Raw genomic sequence first — 23,654 nt, 5'->3', positions numbered from 1 at the left:
GCGGCCCACTACGGCGAGCCGCTGCGCGAGCAGCGCGCCCTGGCCGCCGGAGCCGCCGTCGTCGACCTCTCCCACCGCGGCGTAGTGACCGTCACCGGTCCGGACCGGCTGAGCTGGCTCAACACCCTCTCCTCCCAGCAGGTCACCGGCCTGGCTCCGGGCGAGTCCAGCGAGCTGCTGCTCCTCAGCGTGCAGGGGCGGATTGAGTTTGATGCGCGGGTGGTTGACGACGGCGGGACCACCTGGCTGATTGTCGAGGGCGCCGAGGCAGCGCCGCTGGCGGAGTTCCTCAACAGGATGAAGTTCATGCTCCGGGTCGAGGTGGCCGACGTCTCCACCGACTGGGCAGTTGTGGGCAGCACCAAAGCCATTCCAGAATGGTCCGGCCTGCTGGCCTGGCAGGACCCGTGGCCGCATGTCAGCGCCGGCGGCTTTTCCTATGCCACGGTGACCGAAGCCAACCATCCCGGACTGGAACGTCCCTGGTTTGAATACCTTGTCCCCGCGGCAGCCCTGGAGGAGACGGTTGCAGGCCGCCCCCTCGCCGGCACCCTCGCGGCCGAAGCCCTGCGCGTGGCCGCCTGGCGGCCCCGGATCGGCGCCGAAACGGATGACAAGACCATCCCGCACGAGCTTGACCTCCTCCGGACCGCAGTGCACCTGGCCAAGGGCTGCTACAAGGGACAGGAGACCATTGCCCGCGTACACAACCTGGGCCATCCGCCGCGGCGCCTCGTGTTCCTGCAGCTGGACGGATCGCAGCACACCCTGCCCGCCGCCGGCAGCCCGGTGCTGGTGGGCGACCGGAAGGTGGGGACGGTGACCTCGGTGGCCCAGCACTACGAAATGGGCCGGTTGCGCTGGCAGTCATAAAACGTTCGGTGGCTCCGGATGAGATACTGACGGTTCTGGACGGGGATGAGCCGTACCCCGCCAGCCAAGAACTCATCGTGGCCCCCGATGCCGGCCAGGTGGTGGGGCGCCAGACCGGATTCCTCAGGGGGCCACGCTGATGACTGACAACGCCGCACCAACGGCCGGGACCGACGACGACGCCGTCGCCCTCGCCCACACGCTTTTCGAGGCGGCCAGGGAGGGCAACACCGACCTGTTGCGGGCCTATCTTGAGGCAGGCGCCCCGGCCAACCTGACCAATTCCGCCGGGGACTCCCTCCTGATGCTGGCGGCGTACCACGGCCACGCGGATGCGGTGCGGCTGGTCCTCCAGCACGGCGCGGACGCCAACACGCCCAATGACCGCGGCCAGACACCCCTGGCCGGGGCGGCCTTCAAGGGTTACGCGGACGTGGCCCGCGTGCTGCTGGATGCCGGCGCGGATCCTGACGCCGGTTCCCCGTCTGCCCGCGCAGCGGCACAGATGTTCGCGCGCCAGGAGATCCTGGACCTCCTCGGCTAGCCACTGCTTCCCGGTGGTTGACAGGCTCAACCACCGGCCCTGAGAAAGATGAGCGAGTGGAAAACGTAGCAAAACCGTGGCCGGCCCTGTGGTCCCTGGTGATCGGGTTCTTCATGATCCTGATCGACAGCACCATCGTCTCCGTGGCCAACCCCGTGATCATGGAGGGCCTGGGCGCGGACATCAACTCGGTGATCTGGGTGACCAGCGCCTACCTGCTGGCGTACGCGGTGCCGCTGCTGATCACCGGCAGGCTCGGCGACCGGTTCGGACCCAAGAAGCTCTACCTCCTGGGCCTGGTGGTGTTCACCCTCGCCTCGCTGTGGTGCGGACTGGCCGGGAACGTGGAGACCCTGATTGCCGCACGCGTGCTGCAGGGCCTCGGCGCCGCGATCATGACGCCGCAGACCATGGCCGTGATCACCCGGATCTTCCCGCCAGACCGGCGCGGGGCGGCCATGTCGGTGTGGGGAGCCACTGCCGGGATGGCCACCCTGGTGGGACCCATTCTGGGCGGCGTCCTGGTGGACGGACTGGGCTGGCAGTGGATCTTCTTCATCAACCTGCCCGTCGGTGTCGTCGGCTTCATCCTGGCGCTGCGGAACGTTCCCGCCCTCAGCACCCACCGGCACAGGTTCGACATCCCCGGCGTGGTGCTCAGCGCCGTCGGGCTCTTCCTGCTGGTCTTTGGCATCCAGGAAGGCGAGACGTACAACTGGGGCACCATCATCGGACCCGTCAGCGTGTGGAGCCTGATCATTGCCGGCCTGGTTGTGCTGGCGGGCTTTGTGGTGTGGCAGCGGTACAACAAGGGTGAGCCGTTGCTGCCGCTGGGGCTGTTCCGGGACCGGAACTTCTCGCTCGCCAACCTTGGCATCACCATGGTGGGCTTCACCGTGACGGCCTTCGGCCTGCCGCTGATTTTCTACTACCAGATGGTCCGCGGCCTGACTCCCACACAGTCAGCCCTGCTGATGGTGCCCATGGCCCTGATTTCAGGCGGACTGGCGCCCGTGGTGGGGAAGCTGGTGGACCGGATCAACCCCAAGTACCTGGCCGCCGGCGGCCTGACCCTGATGGCTGTTGCCCTGGCCTGGAACGCCTTGCTCATGCAGCCCGGAACGCCCATCCTGCTGTTCCTGCTGCCCAGCGCCGTCCTGGGGTTCGCAAACGCCGGGATCTGGGCGCCGCTCAGCACCACCGCAACCCGCAACCTTCCGCCCCGCCAGGCAGGGGCAGGCTCAGGCGTCTACAACACCACCCGCCAGTTCGGGGCGGTGCTGGGAAGTGCAGCCATCGCCGTGCTGATCCAGGCACGGCTCGCCGCTGAGCTGCCCGCCGGCGGGCCAGCCGGTGCGACAGGCGAAGGGATGGCCCTCACCGGCATTTTGCCGGAAGCCCTCCACAGCGGATTCTCGACGGCGATGGCCCAGTCCATCCTGCTGCCCGCCGCGGTGGTCCTGGCTGGCGCTGCGGTGGCGCTGTTCTTCGCCAAACCCCAGCCGGTTCAGCACTGGGGCGCGGGAGCGCCCGCATCAGCCAAGGTGGACGCTGGTCTGGATTCCGCCGGCTGAAAAGCCAAGTTTGCGGGCCAGCGCCAGCGCCCCGGTGTTGCTGACGTCCGTCCGCCACTGGAGGGTCAGCCCGGCGGCCAGTGCTTCATGGGCCGCGATGGAGGCGGCCAGCGTCCCGAGCCCCTGCCGTCGCCATTCCGGGTCCACCAGGACACCGAGGTGCGCCAGCAGGCCCTCCCACTCCGCGTAGGCCCCGCAGGCCAGGGGAACCCGCCGTCCCTCTAGCTCGTGGACGATGGTGTAGCGGTTTTCCAGGTCGGAAAGGCCCACCTCGTTGACGTCATCCGGCGGGCACCGGCCCTCAAGTTCGATGGCCTCGGGGTTGCCGTGCGAAACGGTCATTTCCCCTGCCGGCTGCTTGAGCGGCAGGTCGTCCGCAAAGAACAGTGCCGCGGCGCCCAGGCCATGCCCGCCACGGGAGCGGGTCAGGGTCAGGAGGGTCACGTGCTGTGCCATCTCTTCGTCCGGAATGCCCGCCGCGGCGTCGATGACCCACTGCGGGCCCACCAGGCGGAACTGCCGAAGAGGCGGAGGAACTCCACGGTCCGCTGAATCGTCAGCCCGGACCACGCGTTCACCGGATGCAAGGGCTGCCCCGAAGGCGTCGTCATCCAGCCCAAGGCGCCGTGCCCACGCAAGCTGGATGATGGCGGCGGAACCGGGGTCGAGTGTCATGTTCCCAGACTAGGGCGGCCAGGCCGCTCAACCGAGCAGGCCGCTCAGCCGAAGAGGACCGCGGCTTCGTCGTAGCGCTTCTGCGGCACGGTCTTGAGCTGGCCCAGGGCGTCCTGGAAGCCGACGTGTTCGATGTCCGTACCCTTCAGGGCCACCATGGTGCCCCAGTAGCCTTCCACCACGGAGTCGATGGCGGCCATGCCGAGCCGGGTGGCGAGGACCCGGTCGAAGGCTGAGGGGACGCCGCCGCGCTGGATGTGGCCGAGGATGGTGGCGCGGGTTTCGATGCCGGTACGGGCTTCCAGTTCCGGTGCCAGCTGGTCGGCGATGCCGCCCAGGCGGGGACGGCCGAAGGTGTCCAGGCCGCGTTCGGAGTGCGGGGTTTCCATGTGCTCCGGGACGAAGCCCTCGGCCACCACCACCAGCGGCGCGCGGCCGCGGGCGTGGGCTTCGTTCACCCATTCGGTGATCTGCTCGATGCTGACCTTCTGCTCCGGGATGAGGATGGCGTGGGCACCTGCGGCCATGCCGGCGTGCAGCGCGATCCAGCCCACGTGCCGGCCCATGACCTCGGCGATCATGCAGCGGTGGTGGGATTCGCCGGTGGTGCGGAGCCGGTCGATGGCTTCGGTGGCGATTTGCACGGCGGTGTCGAAACCGAAGGTGTAGTCGGTGGCGTCAAGGTCGTTGTCCACGGTCTTGGGGACGCCGACGATCTTGAGGCCGGCGTCGGTGAGGCGCTTGGCGGCGGCCAGCGTTCCCTCACCGCCGATGGCGATGATCGCGTCGATTCCCAGCCGGTCCATGTGGGCCTTGATGACCTCGGGGCCGCCGCCGTTGTCGAACGGGTTGGTGCGGGAGGTGCCGAGGATGGTGCCGCCCTGCTTGGCGATGCCGCGGACCATGGTGCGGGGGATGTCGATGATGTCGCCCTCCACCACGCCGCGCCAGCCGTCGAGGAATCCGACGAACTCGTGGCCGTGGATGGCGATGCCTTTCAGTACGGCGCCGCGGATCACCGCGTTCAATCCGGGGCAGTCGCCACCGCTGGTGAGGATTCCAATTTTCATGTTTGGCTCAAATCCTGGGAGAGGGTTTACAGGCAGAGCGCCACGCTGAGCTCATCTAGAAGTGTAGTGGGAGGTGTGGGGTACGACACAAACTGGTTACAAACGCCGCGGCCGCCGGCAACGCAGCAGCCCCTGCCCGGTGGGGGCAGGGGCTGCTGGGAGAGTTGTCAGGGACGGTTCAGCGAGCGCCGGTCCAGGAAGGTCTGGAGCGGGATCACGTTGCGCTGGTCCGGCAGGACCGCCCACGCCAAGAGGTAGAAGACGACGGCGGGTCCCGGCAGCAGGCAAAACACCAGGAAGGCGATCCGGACGTAGGCCACATCCACGTTCAGCTTGGCCGCGATGCCGCCCAGGACGCCGCCGAGCCAGCGCTGCGGGCCGCGTTTCAGGCCGAGGCCCCTGACGATGCTGAAAAACTTGTCCATGGTTCAAGACTTCCCTGTTGTTGGTTCATTGTCACGTTTGCGGGCCGACAGCAGTCCGCCCACCACCAGCGCGGCGCCGGCTCCGATCATGAGCCCGATCAGGACGTAGGTGCCGTTGAGGGTCACGATGCCCAGCTGGGCCACGATGATCAGGGCCGCCAGTGCCAGGACAATCAGTCCCCATACCACCGTGCCCACCCGGGCCGGTGCCGTTCCTGCATCGGTGCTTGCCGCCGTCGGGACGCCCGCGGAGTAGGAGCCAGTGGTCCGGGGTTCGGGGGTCCGGGGCCCGGGGGCCTGGTTGCTGTTGCTCATTTCAGTTGCCTTCCTCGATGGTGACGTTGCTGAACGTGCCGTCGATCTGGACCACCAGGCGGCTGCCGGGCTCGTCGGTGTTGTAGCTGCTTTCGCGGGTGGTGGTGCCGCCGCGCTGTCCGGTCACCTCATTGAGGTTTCCCATGGTCATGTCCGCCTTGATGTCCACGGGCACGTTGTCCGGGATGACCACAGTCACGTTGCTGGCGGTGATGTCCAGCGGGATGACGACGTCGGAGCTCAGCGGGGCGTCGTCAGCCAGGTTGGTGAGGTCCACAGTTCCCCGTCCGGCCGTGACGTCGTACCCGTCCTGGGCCTCCGCTATGGTGGCCGGGCTCCAATTGACCTGCTGGAACCGGACCCTGTCGCCGTCGCCCACCACGTTGTACACACCCCCGGTGACCAACGCGATGACGGCGAACAGGCTCAGGACGCCTGCAGTCCTGCCGCGGATGCCGGCCACCAGGATGCCCAGGCCCAGTACTGCGGCTGCGCTTGCCCAGACGATCGCATTGGCTGCATCGCCCAGGTCAATCACGTTGGTGACGTCCAGGGCCTTGAGCCCGCCACCCACCAGCAGCGCCGCACCCGTCGCGATGGCCACAGCGGGGGCGCCCGGACCCGCAGGCCGGGGCTTCGGCGGCCTCGGTGGCGTGGAGGTGACGTATGCAGGCGCCCCGGTGCCGCCGCCATAGGTTCCATCCCCATAGGAGCCGGTGCCCGGGCTGCCGCCGTAGGACGGCATGGAACCGGAACCGGGGGCGGTGCCGTAGGTTGTGCCGGTGGCGGAGAAGGAGGAGGTGGTGGCACTTCCGGAGTGCCCGGCGTCGTACGTGCCGCTGTAGGGACCCGGCTGCTGTCCGGCCATCGCCGGCCTGGCGCCCTTGTTGCGCTGGGACAGGTAGTAGATCAGGTAGATGGCGCCGCCCACCCAGAAGACGGTCCAGAGGAAGCCGCCGAAGCCGTTATGGGTCCAGCCCCAGAAGCCGCCGCCCAGGCCCGTCAGGCCCACGATGGTGGCGATCAGGGCGCCGGTCATCCCTGTGGTCCAGCGGCCCGCCCCGGCTTCCTGCACGTGGATCCGGCCGTCCGGTTCGGGGAGGAACGCCCAGGCCAGGCCGTACAGCAGCACGCCGATGCCGGCGAAGAGCGTGAGGACGATGAAGACGCCGCGGATGATCAGCGGGTCCACGCCCAGTCGGTTGGCGATGCCGCTGGAGACGCCGCCCACCCAGCGGTCGGTGCCGCGGTGGATGCCGTGGCCCCGGACCCAGGTGAAGAAGTCCGTGGACTGCGAGGGGGCAGTGGAAGCGTACTGCGGGCCGGGAAGCCCGCCGGACGCCGCCTCATGGCTGCCGGAAGGAATGCTGCCTCCGGGCTGGTAGCCGGAGGCGTTCCGGCCGTCAGCGGGACCGGCGTTATTCCTGTCCGCGTCCTGCGGGGCGGTAGGGCCCGCGGACGGGGCCGGAGTTGGTGGCACGGAGGACGGCAGGGGCTCGGTGGGCCGCTGGCTGCCGGGACCCGGAAGGGGCTCGGTGGGCTGGCCGTCGTCGGGGGAGGGGGTCTGCGAGTTCATACCTAAATCCTCGCGTTTGCGCAGGTCGGCGCTCTACTGGGGGATACCCTGAACCGCCCCTGAGTCACCCCCGGTTGCCGCCGGAATCCGGTCCGGGGAACCCTGATCCGTGCTTGGATTGTTCCATGACAACCCTCCCGGCAAGGCCGCCCCTGGCCCGCAGCAGCGACCGCGTGATCGCGGGCGTGTGTTCGGGCCTTGCGGTCCACCTGGGCTGGCCGGTCAAGAATGTCCGGGTGGCCATGGCACTCGCCTCCCTCGCCGGCGGTGCCGGACTGGCCTTTTACGCCTGGCTGTGGATCATGGTTCCCACCGCGGACGAGGCCGCCCGGCGCAATGCCCGCCGCCCGGCGTCGCCCATTGCGCCTGCGGTGAGCCAGCCGGCAAATTCCCCGTCAGGTGCCGGCTCCTGTTCCGGACCTTTCCGACCGGGGCGCGGGCGCTGGCATAGCGGCCTCACCGGGCGGTGCTGCCGCCCGGGCCGCAACGCCTTTCGACGACGGCGGCCGGCCCAGCGGAGCCCCAGGCTCCGTTCAGCCCCCGCCCTGGTTCCGCTTCCGCACCATGAAGTACGGCAAGGAAATCCTGCTGGGCTCCGGCCTGCTGCTGGTGGCCGGCATCATGATCGCGCAGCTGCTGGGGGTGGACGTTCCGCTCGGAACGCTGATCCCGGCCGCGGCGGTCCTGGGCGGCGCCTCCATCGCCTGGATGCAGCTGGATGAAACGCGGCGCGCCGGCCTGGTGGACAAGACGAAGGCCGACCAGGCCGGCGGCTGGGCGCGCCTGGCCGCCGGTCTTGCCCTGGTGGTTGCCGGGGTGCTGGTGATGGTGTCCGGCTCCGGTTCCTGGGAGCAGACCTGGCTTGCGCTGCTGGCGTCGGTGGCTGTGCTGGGCGGCGTGGTGCTGGTCCTGCTGCCGTGGGCCCTGAAGTTCTGGCGGGACCTGGAGGCCGAGCGGGCCGGCAGGATCCGCGAAATGGAACGGGCGGAGATCGCCGCCCACCTCCATGATTCCGTCCTGCAGACGCTGGCCCTCATCCAGCGCCGGGCCGGCAACGAGCACGACGTCGTCCGGCTGGCCCGTGCGCAGGAGCGTGAACTTCGCGGCTGGCTGTTCCAGGACCCCGGCCGTGAAGCGGGGCAGTTGTCGGACCGGATCAAGGCGGTCGCCGCGGAGGTGGAGGACCTGCTGGGCAACGCCGTCGACGTCGTCAGCGTGGGGGACACCGCCATGACCGAGGCACACGAAGCCCTGGTCCAGGCCAGCCGCGAGGCGATGCTCAACGCTTCGCGGCACGGCGGCGGCACGGTATCCGTCTACCTCGAGGCTTCGGACGGGCAGGCGGAGGTTTTCATCAAGGACCGGCCCGGCTTTGAACTCTCGGACGTGCCCGAGGACCGGCTGGGCGTGCGGGAATCGATCATCGGCAGGATGAAACGGCACGGCGGCACCGCCACCATCCTCAGCACCGGAGCCGGCACGGAAGTGCGTTTGCGGTTGCAGGCGGCAGGCACGGACAACTCGGAAGGGACATCATGAACACCAGCCAGGGGGCGGCCTCCCGTCCCGTGAACTCCGTCCGCGTGGTCATCGTGGACGACCATGCGATCTTCAGGTCCGGGCTGAAGGCTGACCTTGACGCCAGCATCCAGGTGGTGGGAGAAGCCGCCACCGTGGAACAGGCCATCGCAGTGATCGCCGAGCAGCGCCCGGACGTGGTGCTGCTGGATGTGCACCTGCCCGGCGGGCTGGGCGGCGGCGGGCGCGAGGTGATCGCCGGTTCCGCCCCGCTGCTGGGTTCCACCCGGTTCCTGGCCCTCAGTGTCTCCGACGCCGCCGAGGACGTGGTGGCCGTGATCCGCGCCGGCGCCCGCGGGTACGTCACCAAGACCATCTCCGGCGCCGAGATTACCGACGCGGTGTTCCGCGTGGCCGGCGGCGACGCCGTGTTTTCGCCCCGCCTGGCAGGGTTTGTCCTGGACGCGTTCGGCACCGCCCCGGCCGACATCGCCGACGACGAACTGGACAAGCTCTCGGCCCGGGAACTGGAGGTCATGCGCCTGATCGCCCGCGGCTACAGCTACAAGGAAGTCGCCAAGGAGCTGTTCATCAGCATCAAGACGGTGGAAACCCACGTCTCGGCGGTGCTGCGGAAGCTCCAGCTTTCCAGCCGGCATGAGCTCACCAAGTGGGCCGCCGAACGCCGCCTCCTCTAAACCAAAGTTGCTCCATCACTTGTCCCTAAAAGGGCGGTTTAGGGACCAAAAGTGATGGAGCAACCGGTGTGGGGGGAGTTACTGGGCCTTGCCGAGGAAGTCCTGCAGGCGCTGCACACCGGTGGCCAGGTCCTCGTCGCCCAGGGCGTAGGACAGGCGCAGGTAACCGGAGGGGCCGAACGCCTCGCCGGGAACCACGGCCACCTCAACCTCGTCCAGGATCAGCGAAGCCAGTTCCGCGGAGGTCTGCGGCGTGGCGGTGCCTGACGCCGTCGGGAACTCCTTGCCCAGCAGCGCGCGAACGTCCGCGTAGACGTAGAACGCACCCTTCGGCGTCGGGCATTCGACGCCCTCGATGGCGTTCAGGCCCGCGACGATGGCCTTCCGGCGGCGGTCGAACGCGACCTTCATCTCGTCCACGGCGGTCAGCGGGCCGGAGACAGCGGCAAGCGCGGCGATCTGCATGATGTTGGAGACGTTGGAGGTAGCGTGCGACTGCAGGTTGGTGGCGGCCTTGATGACGTCTGCGGGGCCGATCATCCAGCCCACGCGCCAGCCGGTCATGGCGTAGGTCTTGGCCACGCCGTTGAGGATGACCACCTTGTCGCCCAGCTCGGGAGCGGCGGTGGCGATGGAGGTGAAGGGGACGCCGTCGTAGGTCAGGTGCTCGTAGATCTCGTCGGTGACCACCCAGAGGCCCTTCGCCGCGGCCCACTTGCCGATCTCGGCCACCTGTTCCGGGGAGTAGACCGAGCCCGTGGGGTTCGACGGCGAGACGAACAGCAGGATCTTGGTGCGGTCCGTGACGGCAGCCTCGAGCTGCTCGACGGTCACCAGGTAATCCTGCTCCGGGCCGGCGAAAACCTCGACCGGAACGCCGCCGGCCAGCCGGATGGCCTCCGGGTAGGTGGTCCAGAAGGGGGTGGGAACGATGACCTCGTCACCCGGATCCACCAAGGTGGCGAACGTGTTGTAGACCGCCTGCTTGCCGCCGTTGGTGACCAGCACCTGGGACGGGTCGACGGCGTAGCCCGAGTCGCGGAGAGTCTTCTCGGCGATGGCCTTCTTCAGTTCGGGCAGCCCTCCCGCGGGGGAGTACCGGTGGTACTTCGGCTGGCTTGCGGCGTCGATGGCTGCCTGCACGATGTAGTCCGGGGTGGGGAAGTCGGGTTCGCCCGCCCCGAAGCCAATCACCGGCCGGCCAGCTGCCTTGAGCGCCTTCGCCTTGGCATCGACGGCAAGGGTTGCGGATTCGGCAATAGCGGAAATGCGTTGGGAAACGCGGGCGGCAGACATGGCAGGTCCGTTCTTCGCTTGCAGCCGTGAGGCTGGAATGTGGGATTCGACGAGTTCTACTCTATGCTGTTCACCGGACCCTTCGGGTGGCCCGTTTTGAATTGTGACTGCCCCGGCAGGTGATCTCAGGACGCGCTGGTGAGGGGCCCGAACGGGCCGGTTTTACGAACGTGCAGATGTTGCGTAGACTGGTTCACCGGTGTTGAAAACACGGATGATGGCGTGCGCCCCAGTTCAAGCTGGCGGATCGTCGTCGGAGTGACATTCACTCCATAGGGTAGTGGCGCAATTGGTAGCGCAGCGGTCTCCAAAACCGCAGGTTGCAGGTTCGAGTCCTGTCTGCCCTGCGCAAGCTGCCCCGGGGCAAAATCCCGGGGCAAGCGCAGCAACCATGGTTCTGATCAGGGCCGGGTAATCCAGCATTGCAAAGATGAGCGAGGACCAGGTGACCGAAACAGCTGCCAGCAGCTCCAAGGGCCGCCCAGCTAAGAAGGACGCCAAGGCAAACTTCTTCGCCCGCATTGCGCTCTTCGTCCGCCAGATCATTGGCGAACTGAAGAAGGTTGTTGCACCAACCCGCAAGGAACTGATCAATTACACGCTCGTGGTGCTGGTGTTCGTGGCCATCATGATGGTCATCGTCAGCCTGCTGGATATCGGATTCGGATCCGCTATCGGCTGGATCTTCGGCGGTTCCGGCTCCACGGACAGCTAAGGCTGCAGGTCCGCAGGCCGCGTGTTTACTCCGGAAAACCGGAGGGAAACAGCGGCGTGCGGAATTGAGCCATTTAAATAGGCATGTTAGGCAATGAGGAAGCAGGAGACCAAGTGTCTGAGCAGGAGCTCGGGGTAACCGAGACTGAGCTGGAAGAGTCCGCGGACATCACGGCAGAAGCCGGTGACGAGTCTGAGGTTGAGTCCGCCGCGCCCGAATCCGACGCCGCCGGCTCCGACGTTGCCGAGACCGAAGGCGGGGAGGGCGACGACGAGCCCGCCGACGCCCTCGCCGCTGCCGCCGCCACCGCGGCCGCCGACCCGGCCGAGGAGTTCAAGGCCAAGCTGCGCCGCCAGGAAGGTGACTGGTACGTCATCCACTCCTACGCCGGTTACGAAAACCGCGTGAAGGCCAACCTCGAGACCCGCATCCAGACACTGGACATGGAAGATTACATCTTCGAAATCCAGGTGCCGATGGAAGAAGTCGTTGAGATCAAGAACGCCCAGCGCAAGATCATCAACCGCGTCCGCATCCCCGGCTACGTCCTGGTCCGCATGGACCTGACCGACGCCTCCTGGGGCGCCGTCCGCCACACCCCCGGCGTGACCGGCTTCGTGGGCAACGCCCACAACCCGGTGCCGCTGCGCCTGGACGAGGTCTTCTCCATGCTGGCCCCGGTCTTCGAGGAAGAGCAGGCCGAGAAGGGCAAGCCGGTCAACAAGCAGAACCAGGCTCCCGTGGCTGTCGACTTCGAAGTCGGCGAGTCGGTCATCGTCAAGGAGGGCCCGTTCGAGACCCTCCCGGCCACCATCTCCGAAATCAAGCCGGAATCCCAGACCCTCGTGGTGCTGGTCTCCATCTTCGAGCGCGAAACGCCGGTCACCCTGGCGTTCAACCAGGTCACCAAGATCTGACAACCCAAGAATTCGTCCCGGCGCTGCCCGCTTAGCGGCACCGGAACGGCCGGCCGCCTTGCCATGGCGGCCAAAAACCTGAGGCACGCTCCTGTGTCCCAGGACGTTATTGAGAGAAGGACCCTACATTGGCTCCCAAGAAGAAGGTCACCGGCCTCATCAAGCTGCAGATCCAGGCAGGTGCCGCTAACCCGGCTCCGCCGATCGGTCCTGCGCTTGGCCAGCACGGTGTCAACATCATGGAATTCTGCAAGGCGTACAACGCTGCGACGGAAGCCCAGCGCGGAAACGTCATCCCCGTGGAAATCACGGTCTACGAAGACCGTTCCTTCACGTTCATCACCAAGACCCCGCCGGCTGCAGAGCTCATCAAGAAGGCTGCAGGCGTTGCCAAGGGTTCCGCCACCCCGCACACCGTCAAGGTTGCCAAGCTGACCCAGGCCCAGGTCAACGAGATCGCCTCCACCAAGATGGAAGACCTCAACGCCACCAGCCTCGAAGGTGCAGCAAAGATCATCGCCGGCACCGCCCGCTCCATGGGCATCACGGTCGAGGGCTAATACCCCGTCCAGCCTTCCGGACTCGGGCAGTTGACGACGACGGGCGGCACCGCCGGGAAACCGGCACCATCAAAAATTGAAATGTCGGGCATCCGGGCCGAATAACGAGACCGGACCACCGACTGTGGCAGGGCCCAGCGCGGTCCGCAGACCACAACTGCACAAGGAGAAACAAGCAGCATGGCAAAGCGCAGCAAAGCATATGAGGCAGCAGCCGCCAAGATCGACGCGGAGAAGTTCTACGCGCCGTTCGAGGCAGTAACGCTCGCCAAGGACACCAACCCGTCCAAGTTCGACGCCACGGTTGAGGTTGCCTTCCGCCTCGGCGTTGACCCCCGCAAGGCTGACCAGATGGTCCGCGGCACGGTCAACCTGCCCCACGGCACCGGCAAGACCGCCCGCGTCCTCGTGTTCGCTACGGGTGACAAGGCTGAGGCAGCAATCGCCGCCGGCGCCGACTTCGTTGGTTCCGACGACCTGATCGAGAAGATCGCCGCCGGCTGGACCGACTTCGACGCCGCCGTCGCCACCCCTGACCTCATGGGCAAGGTTGGCCGCCTCGGCAAGGTCCTGGGTCCGCGTAACCTGATGCCGAACCCGAAGACGGGCACCGTGACCCCCGACGTCACCAAGGCCGTCAACGACATCAAGGGTGGCAAGATCGACTTCCGCGTCGACAAGCACTCCAACCTGCACTTCATCATCGGCAAGGTCTCGTTCGACGCCGTGAAGCTGGCCGAGAACTACGCCGCAGCCCTGGAAGAGGTGCTTCGCCTGAAGCCGTCCGCTGCCAAGGGCCGCTACATCCAGAAGGCCACGGTTGCCACCACGTTCGGTCCCGGCATCTCCGTTGACCCCAACGTCACCAAGGTGCTCATCGAGGCATAGCCTTTAGCAGCATCCCGTGCCATTCCGGCACACAGGAAGGGACCGCCCGGCAGCAGCCGGGCGGTCCCTTCCGCGTTAAGCCCCACCTTTCCCGTCGCCGCACTCGACAGCAGGCCCGGGCTGGCTAGGCTATGGTCATGACGCAGCCGAACGGCCTGGCGATTACCGCCGTCGTGATGCCCGGGTCCCTGGACGAAGCACAGGACGCACGGGACTTCCTTGACTGCCAGGAAATGCGGCAGGCGCACGAGCTGGAGACCTGGGGCAACCTTGACCGCGGGTACACCCTCGCCGAGGAACTGGAACACTGGCGCGGAACCCCCTATGAGGCCCGGCACCTGTTCGTGGGCCGGATCGACGGGAAAACCGTCGGTATGTGCTCGGTGGCTCTGCACTGCGGGAGAACCTGTGGACGGCCGGCATCAACGTCCTGGTATCACCCGGGTACCGCAGGCGCGGACTGGGCCGCCAGCTCCTGCTGTTTGCCGAGGACGTGGCGCAGCAGCACGGCCGTACCTCGCTGGACGGCTACTTTGAACTGCCGGCACACGTGATGGAAGGCGCAGGTCCGCTGCTGCCCGCAAAATCCGGGGCCGGGGGGCTGCCGGCGGGGGAGCCTTCCACCGCCTTCGCGGCGGCCGGAGGCTACGAGCTTGAACAGGTGGAGACGTCCAGCCGCCTTGTCCTGCCCGTGCCGCCCGAGCGGCTGGCCGCACTGGAGGCTGCCGCGTCCGCCCATGCGGGGGACTACACGCTCGTGGGATGGGCTGATGCCTGCCCCGCCGAACTCGTGGACAGCTACGCGCAGCTGAACGCCCGGATGAGTGTTGATGTGCCCACGGCCGGAATGGACTGGGAGGGCGAACTCTGGGACGCGGACAGGGTTCGCCGGGACGAGGAGATGCTTGCCCGCAGCGGCGTGCAGTCCGTGGTGTCAGCAGCGATGCACAGGCCTACCGGCCAACTGGTGGCCTACACCGTCCTCAACTGGCGGCCGGAGGTCCCCGGAGTCATCCTGCAGCAGGACACCCTGGTGTCCGGCCAGCACCGGGGGCACCGCCTGGGGATGCTGATCAAGATCAGCAACCTGCAGGTGGCCCAGGACAGATGGCCCGCAGCGAAGTCGGTCTTGACATGGAACGCCAACGAAAACCAGCATATGCTGGCGATTAATATTGCGCTTGGATTCACACCTGCAGGCTATGAGGGTGAGTGGCAGAAACGGCTGGGATGATGCCCCATATGGCAAAAGACGTGAAGATCGAGCAGCTCTGGATCCCCGACTCGCTGGACTCTCCGGACGCGGCGGACTTTTTGGCCGCCGTCGAAGTGGGCCGCAAGGTCAGGATGCAGACCTGGGGGAGTGACGACCTCGCCTACGGGCCGCTGGAGAAGCTTCTCGAGTTCGAGGACCCGTACGAGCGCCAGCTCATCCTGGTGGCAAAAGTCGACGGCGAAATCGTGGGCACCGTGGATATCGCCCTGCCCATGACGGACCACCTGGACCTTGCGGAGTTCACCCTCGACATCCTGCCCGAGTTCCAGCGCCAGGGCGTGGGCCGCCGCCTCCTCGAAGCCGCCGAACACCTGGCCCGCGCTGAGGGTCGCACCATGATCCTGGTGGACACGAACCACCCTGGTGCTTCCCTGCACGAGTTTGAGAAGGCATTGCTGGTCCCGGGTTCGGGGCTGGGGTTCGTCCCGCTGGAGAGCCGGGAAGTGGAGTTCGCCCAGAAGACGGGCTACACGCTGCAGCACATCGAGCAGTTCAGTTCGTGTTCACTCCCGCTGGATTCGAAGCTCGTGGCCGACCTGCAGGCCGAGGCGGACGAGGCGAACAACGGCCGGTACCGGCTGCACCACTGGACTGACCGCTGCCCCGACCGGTGGCTGGAAGCCGTCGCCGTCCTGGAGAACCAGGCGGGCGCGGATGTGGACCCCGCACTGGACGTGCCGGTGGAGCAGGACATGGTGTTCGACGGCGGCATCCTCCGTGAAGCGGAGGACGTCGCCATTGCGCAGGGCAGGCGGACGGTGGTCACCGCCGTCGAGCACATCGCCAGCGGTTCGCTGGTGGGGCTGACCACCATTACGGTGCTGGCGCACCGCACGGACGTGGTGTTTCAGGACGACACGCTGGTGCTGCAGGAACACCGGGGCAACAAGCTGGGGCTGCTGATCAAGGTGGCCAACATGGAACGGCTCACAGAGCAGTTTCCTGATGCCCGCGTGATCTACACCTGGAATGCCCCGGAAAACCGGTACCTGCTGACAGTCAACCAGCAGCTGGGCTTCCGCACCGCCGGGGTCACAGGCATCTGGCAGAAGGAACTTCCCAAGCTGCAGAGCCGGAACAGCTGACGGCCTGCCGCGCCCCTGAAGGAGTGGCAGGGGCACGATTTGGCGGTCCGTCATGCCCTCCCGTAGACTGGGATGACCAAAGACCGTCGGTTATTGGAAATCCACTCTCCCGGACATGGCGCAACTCTGCTGTCCTGCGCGGGAGGTGCCGTGGTTTTCCTTACGAAGGCCCCTGAACATAGGGCGGCCGGCGCAGGTGAACGAAGCAAAGCTCCATGGAGAACCGTGTTGAGCCAAGCCCCGTGCATCTGCGCGGGGCGTTTTTAGTTTTAGCTCTCTTGAGCGGGGACCGTCGAATACCCGGCACTATCCCCGGAAGGAGGGTTATGGCAACGCTACCAAGGTTTCAGCAGTAGCTGAGATCACTAACGATTTCAAGGAATCGAACGCCGCTGTCCTGACCGAATACCGCGGGCTCACCGTTGCACAGCTCAAGCAGCTGCGTGTTTCTCTCGGCCAGGACACCAAGTTCGCGGTCGTCAAGAACACCCTGACCGCCATTGCAGCCAAGGAAGCCGGCGTCGAAGCATTCGACGGCCAGCTTGCCGGCCCCACTGCAATCGCGTTCATCAAGGGTGACGCAGTTGCCGCTGCCAAGAGCCTGACGGATTTTGCCAAGGCCAACAAGCAGCTGGTCATCAAGACCGGCTACTTCGAGGGCAAGGCACTGAACGCCAGCGAGGTTGCCGAACTGGCAGCGCTCGAGTCCCGCGAGCTGCAGCTCGCCAAGGTTGCAGGCGTCCTCAAGCTCCCGCCGCCGCAGCTGCACGCATCATTGACGCACTGCGCCTCAAGCTTGAAGAAGAGAACGGTGCTCCGGCTGCTGCCGAGGCGCCCGCCGCTGAAGAAGCTCCCGCCGCCGAAGCCGAAGCACCTGCCGAAGCTCCCGCAGCCGAAGAGAACTAATTCTCTTTACCCCACAAGACTCAGGTGCACGGCCGGGCGATGAGCCTGCCGGACACCACAACAGGAAGGACGCCTACCATGGCGAAGCTCAGCAACGAAGAGCTCATTGAAGCTTTCAAGGAACTGACCATCATCGAGCTCTCCGAGTTCGTCAAGCTCTTCGAAGAGACCTTCGAAGTTACCGCTGCTGCTGTTGCAGTTGCTGGCCCCGCTGCCGGCGGTGCTGCAGAAGAGGCTGAAGAGAAGACCGACTTCGACGTCATCCTCGAAGCTGCTGGCGACAAGAAGATCGCAGTCATCAAGGAAGTTCGCGCCATCACCTCCCTCGGCCTCAAGGAAGCCAAGGACCTGGTTGACGGTGCCCCCAAGGCTGTCCTCGAAGGTGCAAACAAGGAAGCTGCCGAGAAGGCCAAGGAGCAGCTCGAGGCTGCAGGCGCCACCGTTACCCTCAAGTAACAGCGCATACTCCTGGAAAACCCCGTCCACTCCGGTGGGCGGGGTTTTCTGCGTCCTGGACGGGGTCCTAGGCGGGATCGGAGATGTCAGCCACCACGGCGTCCAAGGCGGACGTCAGGGCGTCGGCGTCGACGAAGGCGCTGTAGCCGTGGGCGCCGGCACCCATGGAGATCCGCCGGCCGGTAATGGTGGCATCCGCATAGACAGGCCACGGGGTGGTGCTTCCCAGCGGGGTGATGGTGCCGCGTTCGTACCCGGTTGCCTCCAGCGCCATGTCCGCTGGCGGCAGGGACAGCTTGTTGACCCCCACGAGGGTGCGCAGCTTCGGCCAGGAAATTTGCCGGTCGCCCGGAACCAGCGCGAACAGGAAAGTCCCGTCCTTGTGCTTGACCACCAGCGATTTCACGATGTCGGCGGGGCTGATTCCCAGGATGCCCGCCGCTTCCTCGAGGCTCCGGGCGGCCGGGCGTTCCACGATGTCGACCTTCAGGCCGCGGGCGGCGGCGTCGGCCAGGAACCGTTCCTGCCCGGCGCCGTCCGCTCCGTTCGAGGCTGCCCCCGCCATCAGTCGCGGTACAGCAGGAGCGCCTCGCCCTGCCCGCCGCCCCCGCACAGGGACACGGCGGCCTTGCCTGTTCCGCGGCGCTTGAGCTCGTGGGCGGCATGGACCGCCAGACGTGCACCGGAAGCGCCGATGGGATGCCCCAGGGCGATGGCCCCGCCGTGGATATTGCACTTCTCCAGCGGGTAGTCCAGGTCCTTGAGTGACTGCACGGCCACCGATCCGAAGGCCTCGTTGATCTCGATGAAGTCCAGGTCCGCCGTGGTCCACCCGGCCCGGCCCAGCGCGTTCATGATGGCGTTCGAAGGCTGCGAATGCAGGGAATTGTCCGGTCCGGCCACCTGTCCCGGCTTGCCCACCACGGCCAGGTACTCCAGCCCGTGGGCCTCGGCATAAGCCCGCGAGGCCAGCACCAGGGCGGCGGCGCCGTCGGACAGGGGAGACGAGTTGCCGGCGGTGATGGTGCCGTCAGTGACGAAGGCAGCCCGCAGCCCGGCCAGGGACTCGACGGAGGCGTTGGGGCGGACGCCCTCGTCAGTGTCCACCACGAGGGGGTCGCCCTTGCGCTGCTTCACGCTGAGGGGGACGATCTCGTCGTCGAACGTTCCGTTCTTTGCCGCCAGCGCCGCGCGCTGGTGCGACTGCGCAGCCACGTTGTCCTGTGACGTCCGGTCGATGCCCAGGGTGAGGTTCCGGGTTTCCGTGGACAGGCCCATCGACTGGCCGTCAAAGGCGTCGGTCAAGCCGTCGTGGGCGGCGGCGTCCAAAGCCTGGATGGAGCCGTAGGTCCAGCCCTGCCGCGAGCCGGGCAGCAGGTGCGGTGCCCGGGTCATCGACTCCTGGCCGCCGGCCACCACCACGGCGGCCTCGCCTGCGCGGATCATCCGGGCGGCGTCAATGACCGCAGTCAGGCCCGAGAGGCACACCTTGTTGACCGTCACCGCCGGAACATTCCAGCCGATGCCGGCGCCGATGGAGCTCTGCCGGGCAGGGTTCTGGCCGGCACCGGCCTGCAGGACCTGGCCCATGATCACCGCCTCGACGTCGCCAGCGTCCACGCCGCTGGCCTCCAGCGCAGCCCTGATCGCGTGGGCTCCCAAATCGACGGCGGTGAAGCTCGCCAGCTGGCCGTTGATCCGGCCTGTTGGAGTGCGTGCTGCCGCGAGGATAACAACGTCGCTGTTGTCTGGAGAGTTGGCCATGGTTATCTCTTCCGCTCTGATCCGATGTAAGCCACCAAGGCTATCGTGACCCTGGTCACCTAACTATTCAAACGCCGGAGCGGCTATGTGCATTCCGCCCTGTGCGCCTGGCGCCAGGGGAGAGGTCCCCATCGTTTCGGGATGCACGACGGCGGCTGCCTGCGTAGGGTGGGCGGCGGACAGTATTGCCGGTGGGGACCCCGGACGCCGGGCGGACGGAGAAGTAAAAGTGAAGAAGACTCTGGCCCTCGTGGCCGCTGCCGGCCTGGCGGCGTTGACCGGTTGCTCGGTCTCTGCCCCGGCACCTGCCGGACCGTCGCCGTCGGAATCCGTGGCGCCGGCTTCCGGCGGGACCGAACCGGCGCCGTCAGCGCCGTCCGGCGCCCCAGCCGCAGCCTCAGGCGCGCGGGAGGCATGCGAGCGGTTCAACTCCCTGTTCGCCGAGTATGCAGCCGTTAGGGCGGACGACGCCGGCGGCTATGAGGACATCTACCTTCAGGCCGAGGACGCGAAGGACACCGTGGCGGGGGACTTGCGGGGCCTGTTCGCTGCCCTTAGCCTGCTGGCCATCGACCATTCGTCGACGGCGGAAGCCGGCGGGGCGCCAGCCCAGGAATCGCGGGACGCCGTGCGCGATGCGGTCTTCGCGAACTCCGGAACCTGCACGGCGGAAGGGGTCACCCTCCGGCTCTGAAGGGTTCCGGCAGGGTATCCGGCGCACCTCAAAACAAGTGCTTGCATTCCGGCCGGATGTGGGGTAGACACGTAGGTTATTTTGCCGTATCGTAGATATTTGCGTCTTCCCTGTTTACCTTCAGCCTTCATATAGCGGTGGGCTTTGCCTGGCAGCTGACAATCAACGTGCCGTAACAACGTCACAGCATAGTCGGTGCCGGCCCCGGGTCATATAGCGGAACCGGATGGTAGCGCTGCGGACTCTGTCTGCAGGGTGCACAGCGGGGGAGATCTGAAAACGCCTGAAGGTCTGTGGAAGGATCCCTCTTGGTCGCCTCGAGCACCTCTAATAACGAAACCGCTAACACCGCCGACAGCACTGATGGTGCCACTCGCCGGCTTTCATTCGCAAAGATTCACGAACCTCTTGACGTTCCGAATCTGCTTGCCCTGCAGACGGACAGCTTTGACTGGCTGGTCGGCAACGAACGCTGGCAGGCACGCGTAGCAAAGGCTGTCGAAGAAAACGATCTCAGCGTCGCCACCACGTCCGGCCTCTCGGACATCTTCGAAGAAATCTCCCCGATCGAGGACTTCCAGGGCACCATGTCCCTGAGCTTCTCCGATCCGGAGTTCGCCGACCCCAAGTACACCATGGCCGAGTGCAAGGACCGGGACGCAACCTACTCGGCTCCGCTGTACGTCAAGGCCGAGTTCATGAACAACAACACGGGCGAAATCAAGCAGCAGACCGTGTTCATGGGCGACTTCCCGCTGATGACCGAGAAGGGCACCTTCGTGGTCAACGGCACCGAGCGTGTCGTCGTCTCCCAGCTGGTCCGTTCGCCGGGCGCCTACTTCGAGCGCGCCGCTGACAAGACCAGCGACAAGGACATCTTCACTGCCAAGATCATCCCGTCCCGCGGTGCATGGTTCGAGCTCGAAATCGACAAGCGCGACCAGGTCGCGTCCGCCTCGACCGCAAGCGCAAGCAGTCCGTCACCGTCCTGCTGAAGGCCCTTGGCTGGACCGAAGGCCAGATCCTCGAAGAGTTCGGCCAGTACGACTCCATGCGCGCCACCCTGGAGAAGGACGCTACCGAGACCCGCGAAGACGCGCTGCTGGACATCTACCGCAAGCTGCGTCCGGGCGAGCCGCCCACCGTCGAGGCTGCCCAGTCCCTGCTGGACAACCTGTACTTCAACTCCAAGCGCTACGATCTGGCCAAGGTCGGCCGCTACAAGATCAACCGCAAGCTCGGCATCGACCGCTCCCTTGGCGACAAGGAAGCCTCGGTCCTGCACGTTGAAGACATCGTTGCCATGATCAAGTTCCTCGTCGCGCTGCACGCCGGCGAGAAGACCATTAAGGGCGTCCGCGACGGCCAGGAAGTGGACCTGCGCGTCGAGATCGACGATATCGACCACTTCGGCAACCGCCGCATCCGCGCGGTCGGCGAGCTCATCGAGAACCAGGTCCGCACCGGCCTGTCCCGCATGGAGCGCGTTGTCCGCGAGCGTATGACCACCCAGGACGTCGAGGCCATCACGCCGCAGACCCTGATCAACATCCGCCCCGTGGTTGCAGCCATCAAGGAGTTCTTCGGAACCTCCCAGCTGTCGCAGTTCATGGACCAGAACAACCCGCTCTCGGGCCTGACCCACAAGCGCCGCCTGTCGGCCCTTGGCCCCGGTGGTCTGTCCCGTGACCGCGCCGGCATGGAAGTCCGTGACGTGCACCCGTCCCACTACGGACGTATGTGCCCCATCGAAACCCCTGAAGGCCCGAACATTGGTCTGATCGGTTCGCTGGCATCCTACGGACGCATCAACCGTTCGGCTTCATCGAGACCCCGTACCGCAAGGTCAAGGACGGCGTCGTGTCCGACGACGTCCAGTACCTGACGGCCGACGACGAGGCTGAGGTGCTGATCGCCCAGGCCAACGCGCCGCTGGACGAGAACAAGCGCTTCGCGGAAGAGACCGTCCTGGTCCGTGCCCGTGGTGGTGGAGGCGAGCCCGTCCTGGTTCCGGCTGAAGACGTCGAGTTCATGGACGTGTCCCCGCGCCAGATGGTGTCCGTGGCTACGGCCCTGATCCCGTTCCTCGAGCACGACGACGCCAACCGCGCACTCATGGGTGCCAACATGCAGCGCCAGGCCGTGCCGCTGGTCCGTTCCGAGGCCCCGTTCGTGGGCACCGGCATGGAGCGCGCCGCTGCCGTGGACGCCGGTGACGTGGTCATCGCCAAGAAGGCCGGTGTGGTCACCGAGGTCTCCGCCGAACTCGTCATCATGCTCAACGACGACGGCACGGAAACCAACTACCGCATCAACAAGTTCGCCCGCTCCAACCAGGGCAACTGCTACAACCACCGTGTCCTGGTGAACGAAGGCCAGCGCCTCGAGGTCGGCGGCATCATCGCCGACGGCCCGGCAACGGACCAGGGTGAGCTTGCCCTCGGCAAGAACCTGCTCGTGGCATTCATGTCCTGGGAAGGCCACAACTTCGAGGACGCCATCATCCTCTCGCAGCGCATCGTTGCCGAGGACGTCCTTTCCTCCATCCACATCGAGGAGCACGAGATCGATGCCCGCGACACCAAGCTTGGTGCCGAGGAAATCACCCGTGACATCCCCAACGTGTCCGAGGAAGTCCTGGCAGGCCTGGACGAGCGTGGCATCATCCACATCGGTGCCGAGGTCGAAGCCGGCGACATCCTGGTCGGAAAGGTCACCCCGAAGGGTGAAACCGAGCTGACCCCGGAAGAGCGCCTGCTGCGCGCCATCTTCGGCGAGAAGTCCCGCGAAGTGCGCGACACCTCCCTGAAGGTTCCCCACGGCGAGTCCGGCACCGTCATCGGCGTCCGCGTCTTCGACCGCGACAACGATGACGAGCTGCCCCCGGGCGTCAACCAGCTGGTCCGCGTCTACGTGGCTGCCAAGCGCAAGATCACCGACGGCGACAAGCTCGCCGGCCGCCACGGCAACAAGGGCGTTATCTCCAAGATCCTCCCGGTCGAGGACATGCCCTTCCTTGCGGACGGTACCCCCGTTGATATCGTCCTGAACCCGCTGGGTGTTCCGGGCCGTATGAACGTCGGCCAGGTGCTCGAGACGCACCTTGGCTGGGTCGCCAAGACCGGCTGGAAGATCGAAGGCGAGCCCGAGTGGGTCAAGCAGCTGCCCAACCTGCCGCGCGAGAGTGGCCCCACCACTGTTGCCACTCCGGTGTTCGACGGCGCCCGCGAAGAGGAAATCACGGGCCTGCTGGACTCCACCAACGTGACCCGCGACGGTGAGCGCCTGATCAACTCCTCCGGCAAGACCCGCCTGTTCGACGGCCGCTCCGGCGAGCCGTTCCCGGATCCGATCTCGGTCGGCTACATGTACATCCTGAAGCTCCACCACCTGGTGGACGACAAGATCCACGCCCGCTCCACCGGCCCGTACTCCATGATCACGCAGCAGCCGCTGGGTGGTAAGGCGCAGTTCGGTGGCCAGCGCTTCGGTGAAATGGAAGTGTGGGCGCTCGAAGCCTACGGCGCCGCCTACACGCTCCAGGAACTCCTCACGATCAAGTCCGATGACATCCACGGCCGCGTGAAGGTCTACGAGGCGATCGTCAAGGGCGAGAACATCCCGGAGCCGGGTGTTCCCGAGTCCTTCAAGGTGTTGATCAAGGAAATGCAGTCGCTGTGCCTGAACGTGGAAGTCCTCTCCACGGACGGAACCACAATTGAAATGCGTGACTCTGATGACGCAGTCTTCACGGCTGCGGAGGAACTGGGCATCGATCTGTCTCGTGCAGAGCCCAGCTCCGTAGAAGAGGTCTAAGGAGTCCGACGAC

At 66.3% G+C, this 23,654-nt stretch carries 18 protein-coding genes, 1 tRNA gene and 5 pseudogenes; 16 read left to right on the top strand and 8 right to left on the bottom strand.

The window, feature by feature from the left end; all coding sequences use genetic code 11:
• From ygfZ to G205_RS12750, 3 genes and pseudogenes are all read left to right on the top strand, one after another.
• Window positions 1–1,013 (top strand): annotated as a pseudogene (gene ygfZ, locus G205_RS12760) (CAF17-like 4Fe-4S cluster assembly/insertion protein YgfZ); the annotation flags it as partial.
• A complete protein-coding gene (locus tag G205_RS12755; protein ID WP_009358332.1) occupies window positions 1,013–1,417 on the top strand; it encodes an ankyrin repeat domain-containing protein in 405 nt (134 codons plus the stop codon). The pseudogene ygfZ and the gene G205_RS12755, both read left to right, overlap by 1 nt.
• A 56-nt stretch (window positions 1,418–1,473) precedes the next feature.
• Window positions 1,474–2,991: a DHA2 family efflux MFS transporter permease subunit gene (locus G205_RS12750; protein ID WP_009358331.1), complete on the top strand. Its 1,518-nt coding sequence runs from the start codon at window positions 1,474–1,476 to the stop codon at window positions 2,989–2,991.
• Here the strand turns inward: G205_RS12750 and G205_RS12745 are convergent.
• The 5 genes and pseudogenes from G205_RS12745 to G205_RS12725 all read right to left on the bottom strand — a co-directional run bounded on the left by G205_RS12745 (window position 2,953) and on the right by G205_RS12725 (window position 7,052).
• Window positions 2,953–3,666, bottom strand: a pseudogene (locus G205_RS12745) (GNAT family N-acetyltransferase). The gene G205_RS12750 and the pseudogene G205_RS12745 sit on opposite strands and share 39 nt — an antisense overlap.
• A 44-nt stretch (window positions 3,667–3,710) precedes the next feature.
• Complete coding sequence (locus G205_RS12740) at window positions 3,711–4,736, bottom strand: ATP-dependent 6-phosphofructokinase (protein ID WP_009358329.1); 1,026 nt, start codon at window positions 4,734–4,736, stop codon at window positions 3,711–3,713.
• Window positions 4,737–4,903: 167 nt separating this feature from the next.
• Window positions 4,904–5,161, bottom strand: coding sequence for a PspC domain-containing protein (locus G205_RS12735; RefSeq protein WP_009358328.1), 258 nt, complete (start codon window positions 5,159–5,161; stop codon window positions 4,904–4,906).
• Window positions 5,162–5,164: 3 nt separating this feature from the next.
• The gene (locus G205_RS22890) at window positions 5,165–5,476 is read right to left on the bottom strand and encodes a hypothetical protein (protein WP_009358327.1); all 312 of its coding nucleotides are present in this window, start codon (window positions 5,474–5,476) and stop codon (window positions 5,165–5,167) included.
• 1 nt (window position 5,477) lies between these two features.
• Window positions 5,478–7,052, bottom strand: coding sequence for a PspC domain-containing protein (locus G205_RS12725; RefSeq protein ID WP_009358326.1), 1,575 nt, complete (start codon window positions 7,050–7,052; stop codon window positions 5,478–5,480).
• 125 nt (window positions 7,053–7,177) lie between these two features.
• Between G205_RS12725 and G205_RS12720 the strand changes: the two are divergent.
• Window positions 7,178–8,591: pseudogene (locus tag G205_RS12720) on the top strand (ATP-binding protein).
• Complete coding sequence (locus G205_RS12715; RefSeq protein ID WP_009358324.1) at window positions 8,588–9,268, top strand: LuxR C-terminal-related transcriptional regulator; 681 nt, start codon at window positions 8,588–8,590, stop codon at window positions 9,266–9,268. The pseudogene G205_RS12720 and the gene G205_RS12715 overlap by 4 nt, the downstream one beginning before the upstream one ends.
• 78 nt (window positions 9,269–9,346) lie before the next feature.
• Here G205_RS12715 and G205_RS12710 read toward each other — a convergent pair whose 3' ends face one another.
• A complete protein-coding gene (locus G205_RS12710; RefSeq protein ID WP_009358323.1) occupies window positions 9,347–10,564 on the bottom strand; it encodes a pyridoxal phosphate-dependent aminotransferase in 1,218 nt (405 codons plus the stop codon).
• Between the two features lie 274 nt (window positions 10,565–10,838).
• Between G205_RS12710 and G205_RS12705 the strand changes: the two genes are divergently transcribed.
• From G205_RS12705 to rplL, 9 genes and pseudogenes are all read left to right on the top strand, one after another.
• Window positions 10,839–10,911, top strand: a tRNA-Trp gene (locus G205_RS12705).
• A gap of 83 nt (window positions 10,912–10,994) precedes the next feature.
• Window positions 10,995–11,279, top strand: coding sequence for a preprotein translocase subunit SecE (gene secE / locus G205_RS12700; protein ID WP_009358322.1), 285 nt, complete (start codon window positions 10,995–10,997; stop codon window positions 11,277–11,279).
• A 113-nt stretch (window positions 11,280–11,392) separates the two neighbouring features.
• Window positions 11,393–12,196: a transcription termination/antitermination protein NusG gene (nusG, locus tag G205_RS12695; protein WP_009358321.1), complete on the top strand. Its 804-nt coding sequence runs from the start codon at window positions 11,393–11,395 to the stop codon at window positions 12,194–12,196.
• Between the two features lie 128 nt (window positions 12,197–12,324).
• Window positions 12,325–12,756, top strand: coding sequence for a 50S ribosomal protein L11 (gene rplK, locus G205_RS12690; protein WP_003803853.1), 432 nt, complete (start codon window positions 12,325–12,327; stop codon window positions 12,754–12,756).
• 180 nt (window positions 12,757–12,936) lie between these two features.
• Window positions 12,937–13,644 carry a 50S ribosomal protein L1 gene (gene rplA / locus G205_RS12685; protein ID WP_009358320.1) on the top strand — a complete coding sequence of 236 codons (708 nt, stop codon included), beginning with the start codon at window positions 12,937–12,939 and terminating at the stop codon, window positions 13,642–13,644.
• A 376-nt stretch (window positions 13,645–14,020) separates the two neighbouring features.
• A complete protein-coding gene (locus G205_RS12680) occupies window positions 14,021–14,878 on the top strand; it encodes a GNAT family N-acetyltransferase (protein WP_009358319.1) in 858 nt (285 codons plus the stop codon).
• Between the two features lie 8 nt (window positions 14,879–14,886).
• A complete protein-coding gene (locus G205_RS12675) occupies window positions 14,887–16,005 on the top strand; it encodes a GNAT family N-acetyltransferase (protein ID WP_009358318.1) in 1,119 nt (372 codons plus the stop codon).
• A 361-nt stretch (window positions 16,006–16,366) separates the two neighbouring features.
• A pseudogene (rplJ, locus tag G205_RS21165) lies at window positions 16,367–16,911 on the top strand (50S ribosomal protein L10).
• A gap of 78 nt (window positions 16,912–16,989) precedes the next feature.
• Window positions 16,990–17,367 (top strand): 50S ribosomal protein L7/L12, encoded by a 378-nt coding sequence (gene rplL / locus G205_RS12665; RefSeq protein ID WP_009358316.1) that lies wholly within the window; start codon window positions 16,990–16,992, stop codon window positions 17,365–17,367.
• A gap of 67 nt (window positions 17,368–17,434) precedes the next feature.
• On the opposite strand, the gene G205_RS12660 is transcribed toward rplL, so the two are convergent.
• Both G205_RS12660 and G205_RS12655 read right to left on the bottom strand, forming a co-directional pair.
• A complete protein-coding gene (locus G205_RS12660) occupies window positions 17,435–17,932 on the bottom strand; it encodes an aminoacyl-tRNA deacylase (RefSeq protein WP_009358315.1) in 498 nt (165 codons plus the stop codon).
• Window positions 17,932–19,131, bottom strand: a complete 1,200-nt coding sequence (locus G205_RS12655; protein ID WP_009358314.1) for an acetyl-CoA C-acetyltransferase — start codon at window positions 19,129–19,131, stop codon at window positions 17,932–17,934. Before G205_RS12655 ends, G205_RS12660 begins: the two co-directional genes overlap by 1 nt.
• A 229-nt stretch (window positions 19,132–19,360) precedes the next feature.
• On the opposite strand from G205_RS12655, the gene G205_RS12650 reads away from it, so the two are divergent.
• Window positions 19,361–19,825 (top strand): hypothetical protein, encoded by a 465-nt coding sequence (locus G205_RS12650; protein ID WP_009358313.1) that lies wholly within the window; start codon window positions 19,361–19,363, stop codon window positions 19,823–19,825.
• Window positions 19,826–20,133: 308 nt separating this feature from the next.
• A pseudogene (rpoB, locus tag G205_RS12645) lies at window positions 20,134–23,641 on the top strand (DNA-directed RNA polymerase subunit beta).
• Window positions 23,642–23,654: the final 13 nt, after the last annotated feature.

It is taken from the genome of Arthrobacter nitrophenolicus (genome assembly GCF_000332815.1).
GTDB lineage: Bacteria > Actinomycetota > Actinomycetes > Actinomycetales > Micrococcaceae > Arthrobacter > Arthrobacter nitrophenolicus.
The sequence above is the reverse complement of the archived record's forward strand: the minus strand, read 5'-3'. Positions and strand labels throughout refer to the sequence as shown.

Coding starts and splice junctions, on each gene's coding strand:
- G205_RS12655 (WP_009358314.1), bottom strand. CDS start 19,131: ATGGCCAACTCTCCAGACAACAGCGACGTTGTTATCCTCGCGGCAGCA.
- rplA (WP_009358320.1), top strand. CDS start 12,937: ATGGCAAAGCGCAGCAAAGCATATGAGGCAGCAGCCGCCAAGATCGAC.
- rplL (WP_009358316.1), top strand. CDS start 16,990: ATGGCGAAGCTCAGCAACGAAGAGCTCATTGAAGCTTTCAAGGAACTG.
- G205_RS12740 (WP_009358329.1), bottom strand. CDS start 4,736: ATGAAAATTGGAATCCTCACCAGCGGTGGCGACTGCCCCGGATTGAAC.
- G205_RS12660 (WP_009358315.1), bottom strand. CDS start 17,932: ATGGCGGGGGCAGCCTCGAACGGAGCGGACGGCGCCGGGCAGGAACGG.
- G205_RS12675 (WP_009358318.1), top strand. CDS start 14,887: ATGGCAAAAGACGTGAAGATCGAGCAGCTCTGGATCCCCGACTCGCTG.
- G205_RS12715 (WP_009358324.1), top strand. CDS start 8,588: ATGAACACCAGCCAGGGGGCGGCCTCCCGTCCCGTGAACTCCGTCCGC.
- G205_RS12755 (WP_009358332.1), top strand. CDS start 1,013: ATGACTGACAACGCCGCACCAACGGCCGGGACCGACGACGACGCCGTC.
- G205_RS12735 (WP_009358328.1), bottom strand. CDS start 5,161: ATGGACAAGTTTTTCAGCATCGTCAGGGGCCTCGGCCTGAAACGCGGC.
- G205_RS22890 (WP_009358327.1), bottom strand. CDS start 5,476: ATGAGCAACAGCAACCAGGCCCCCGGGCCCCGGACCCCCGAACCCCGG.
- G205_RS12710 (WP_009358323.1), bottom strand. CDS start 10,564: ATGTCTGCCGCCCGCGTTTCCCAACGCATTTCCGCTATTGCCGAATCC.
- G205_RS12725 (WP_009358326.1), bottom strand. CDS start 7,052: ATGAACTCGCAGACCCCCTCCCCCGACGACGGCCAGCCCACCGAGCCC.
- secE (WP_009358322.1), top strand. CDS start 10,995: ATGAGCGAGGACCAGGTGACCGAAACAGCTGCCAGCAGCTCCAAGGGC.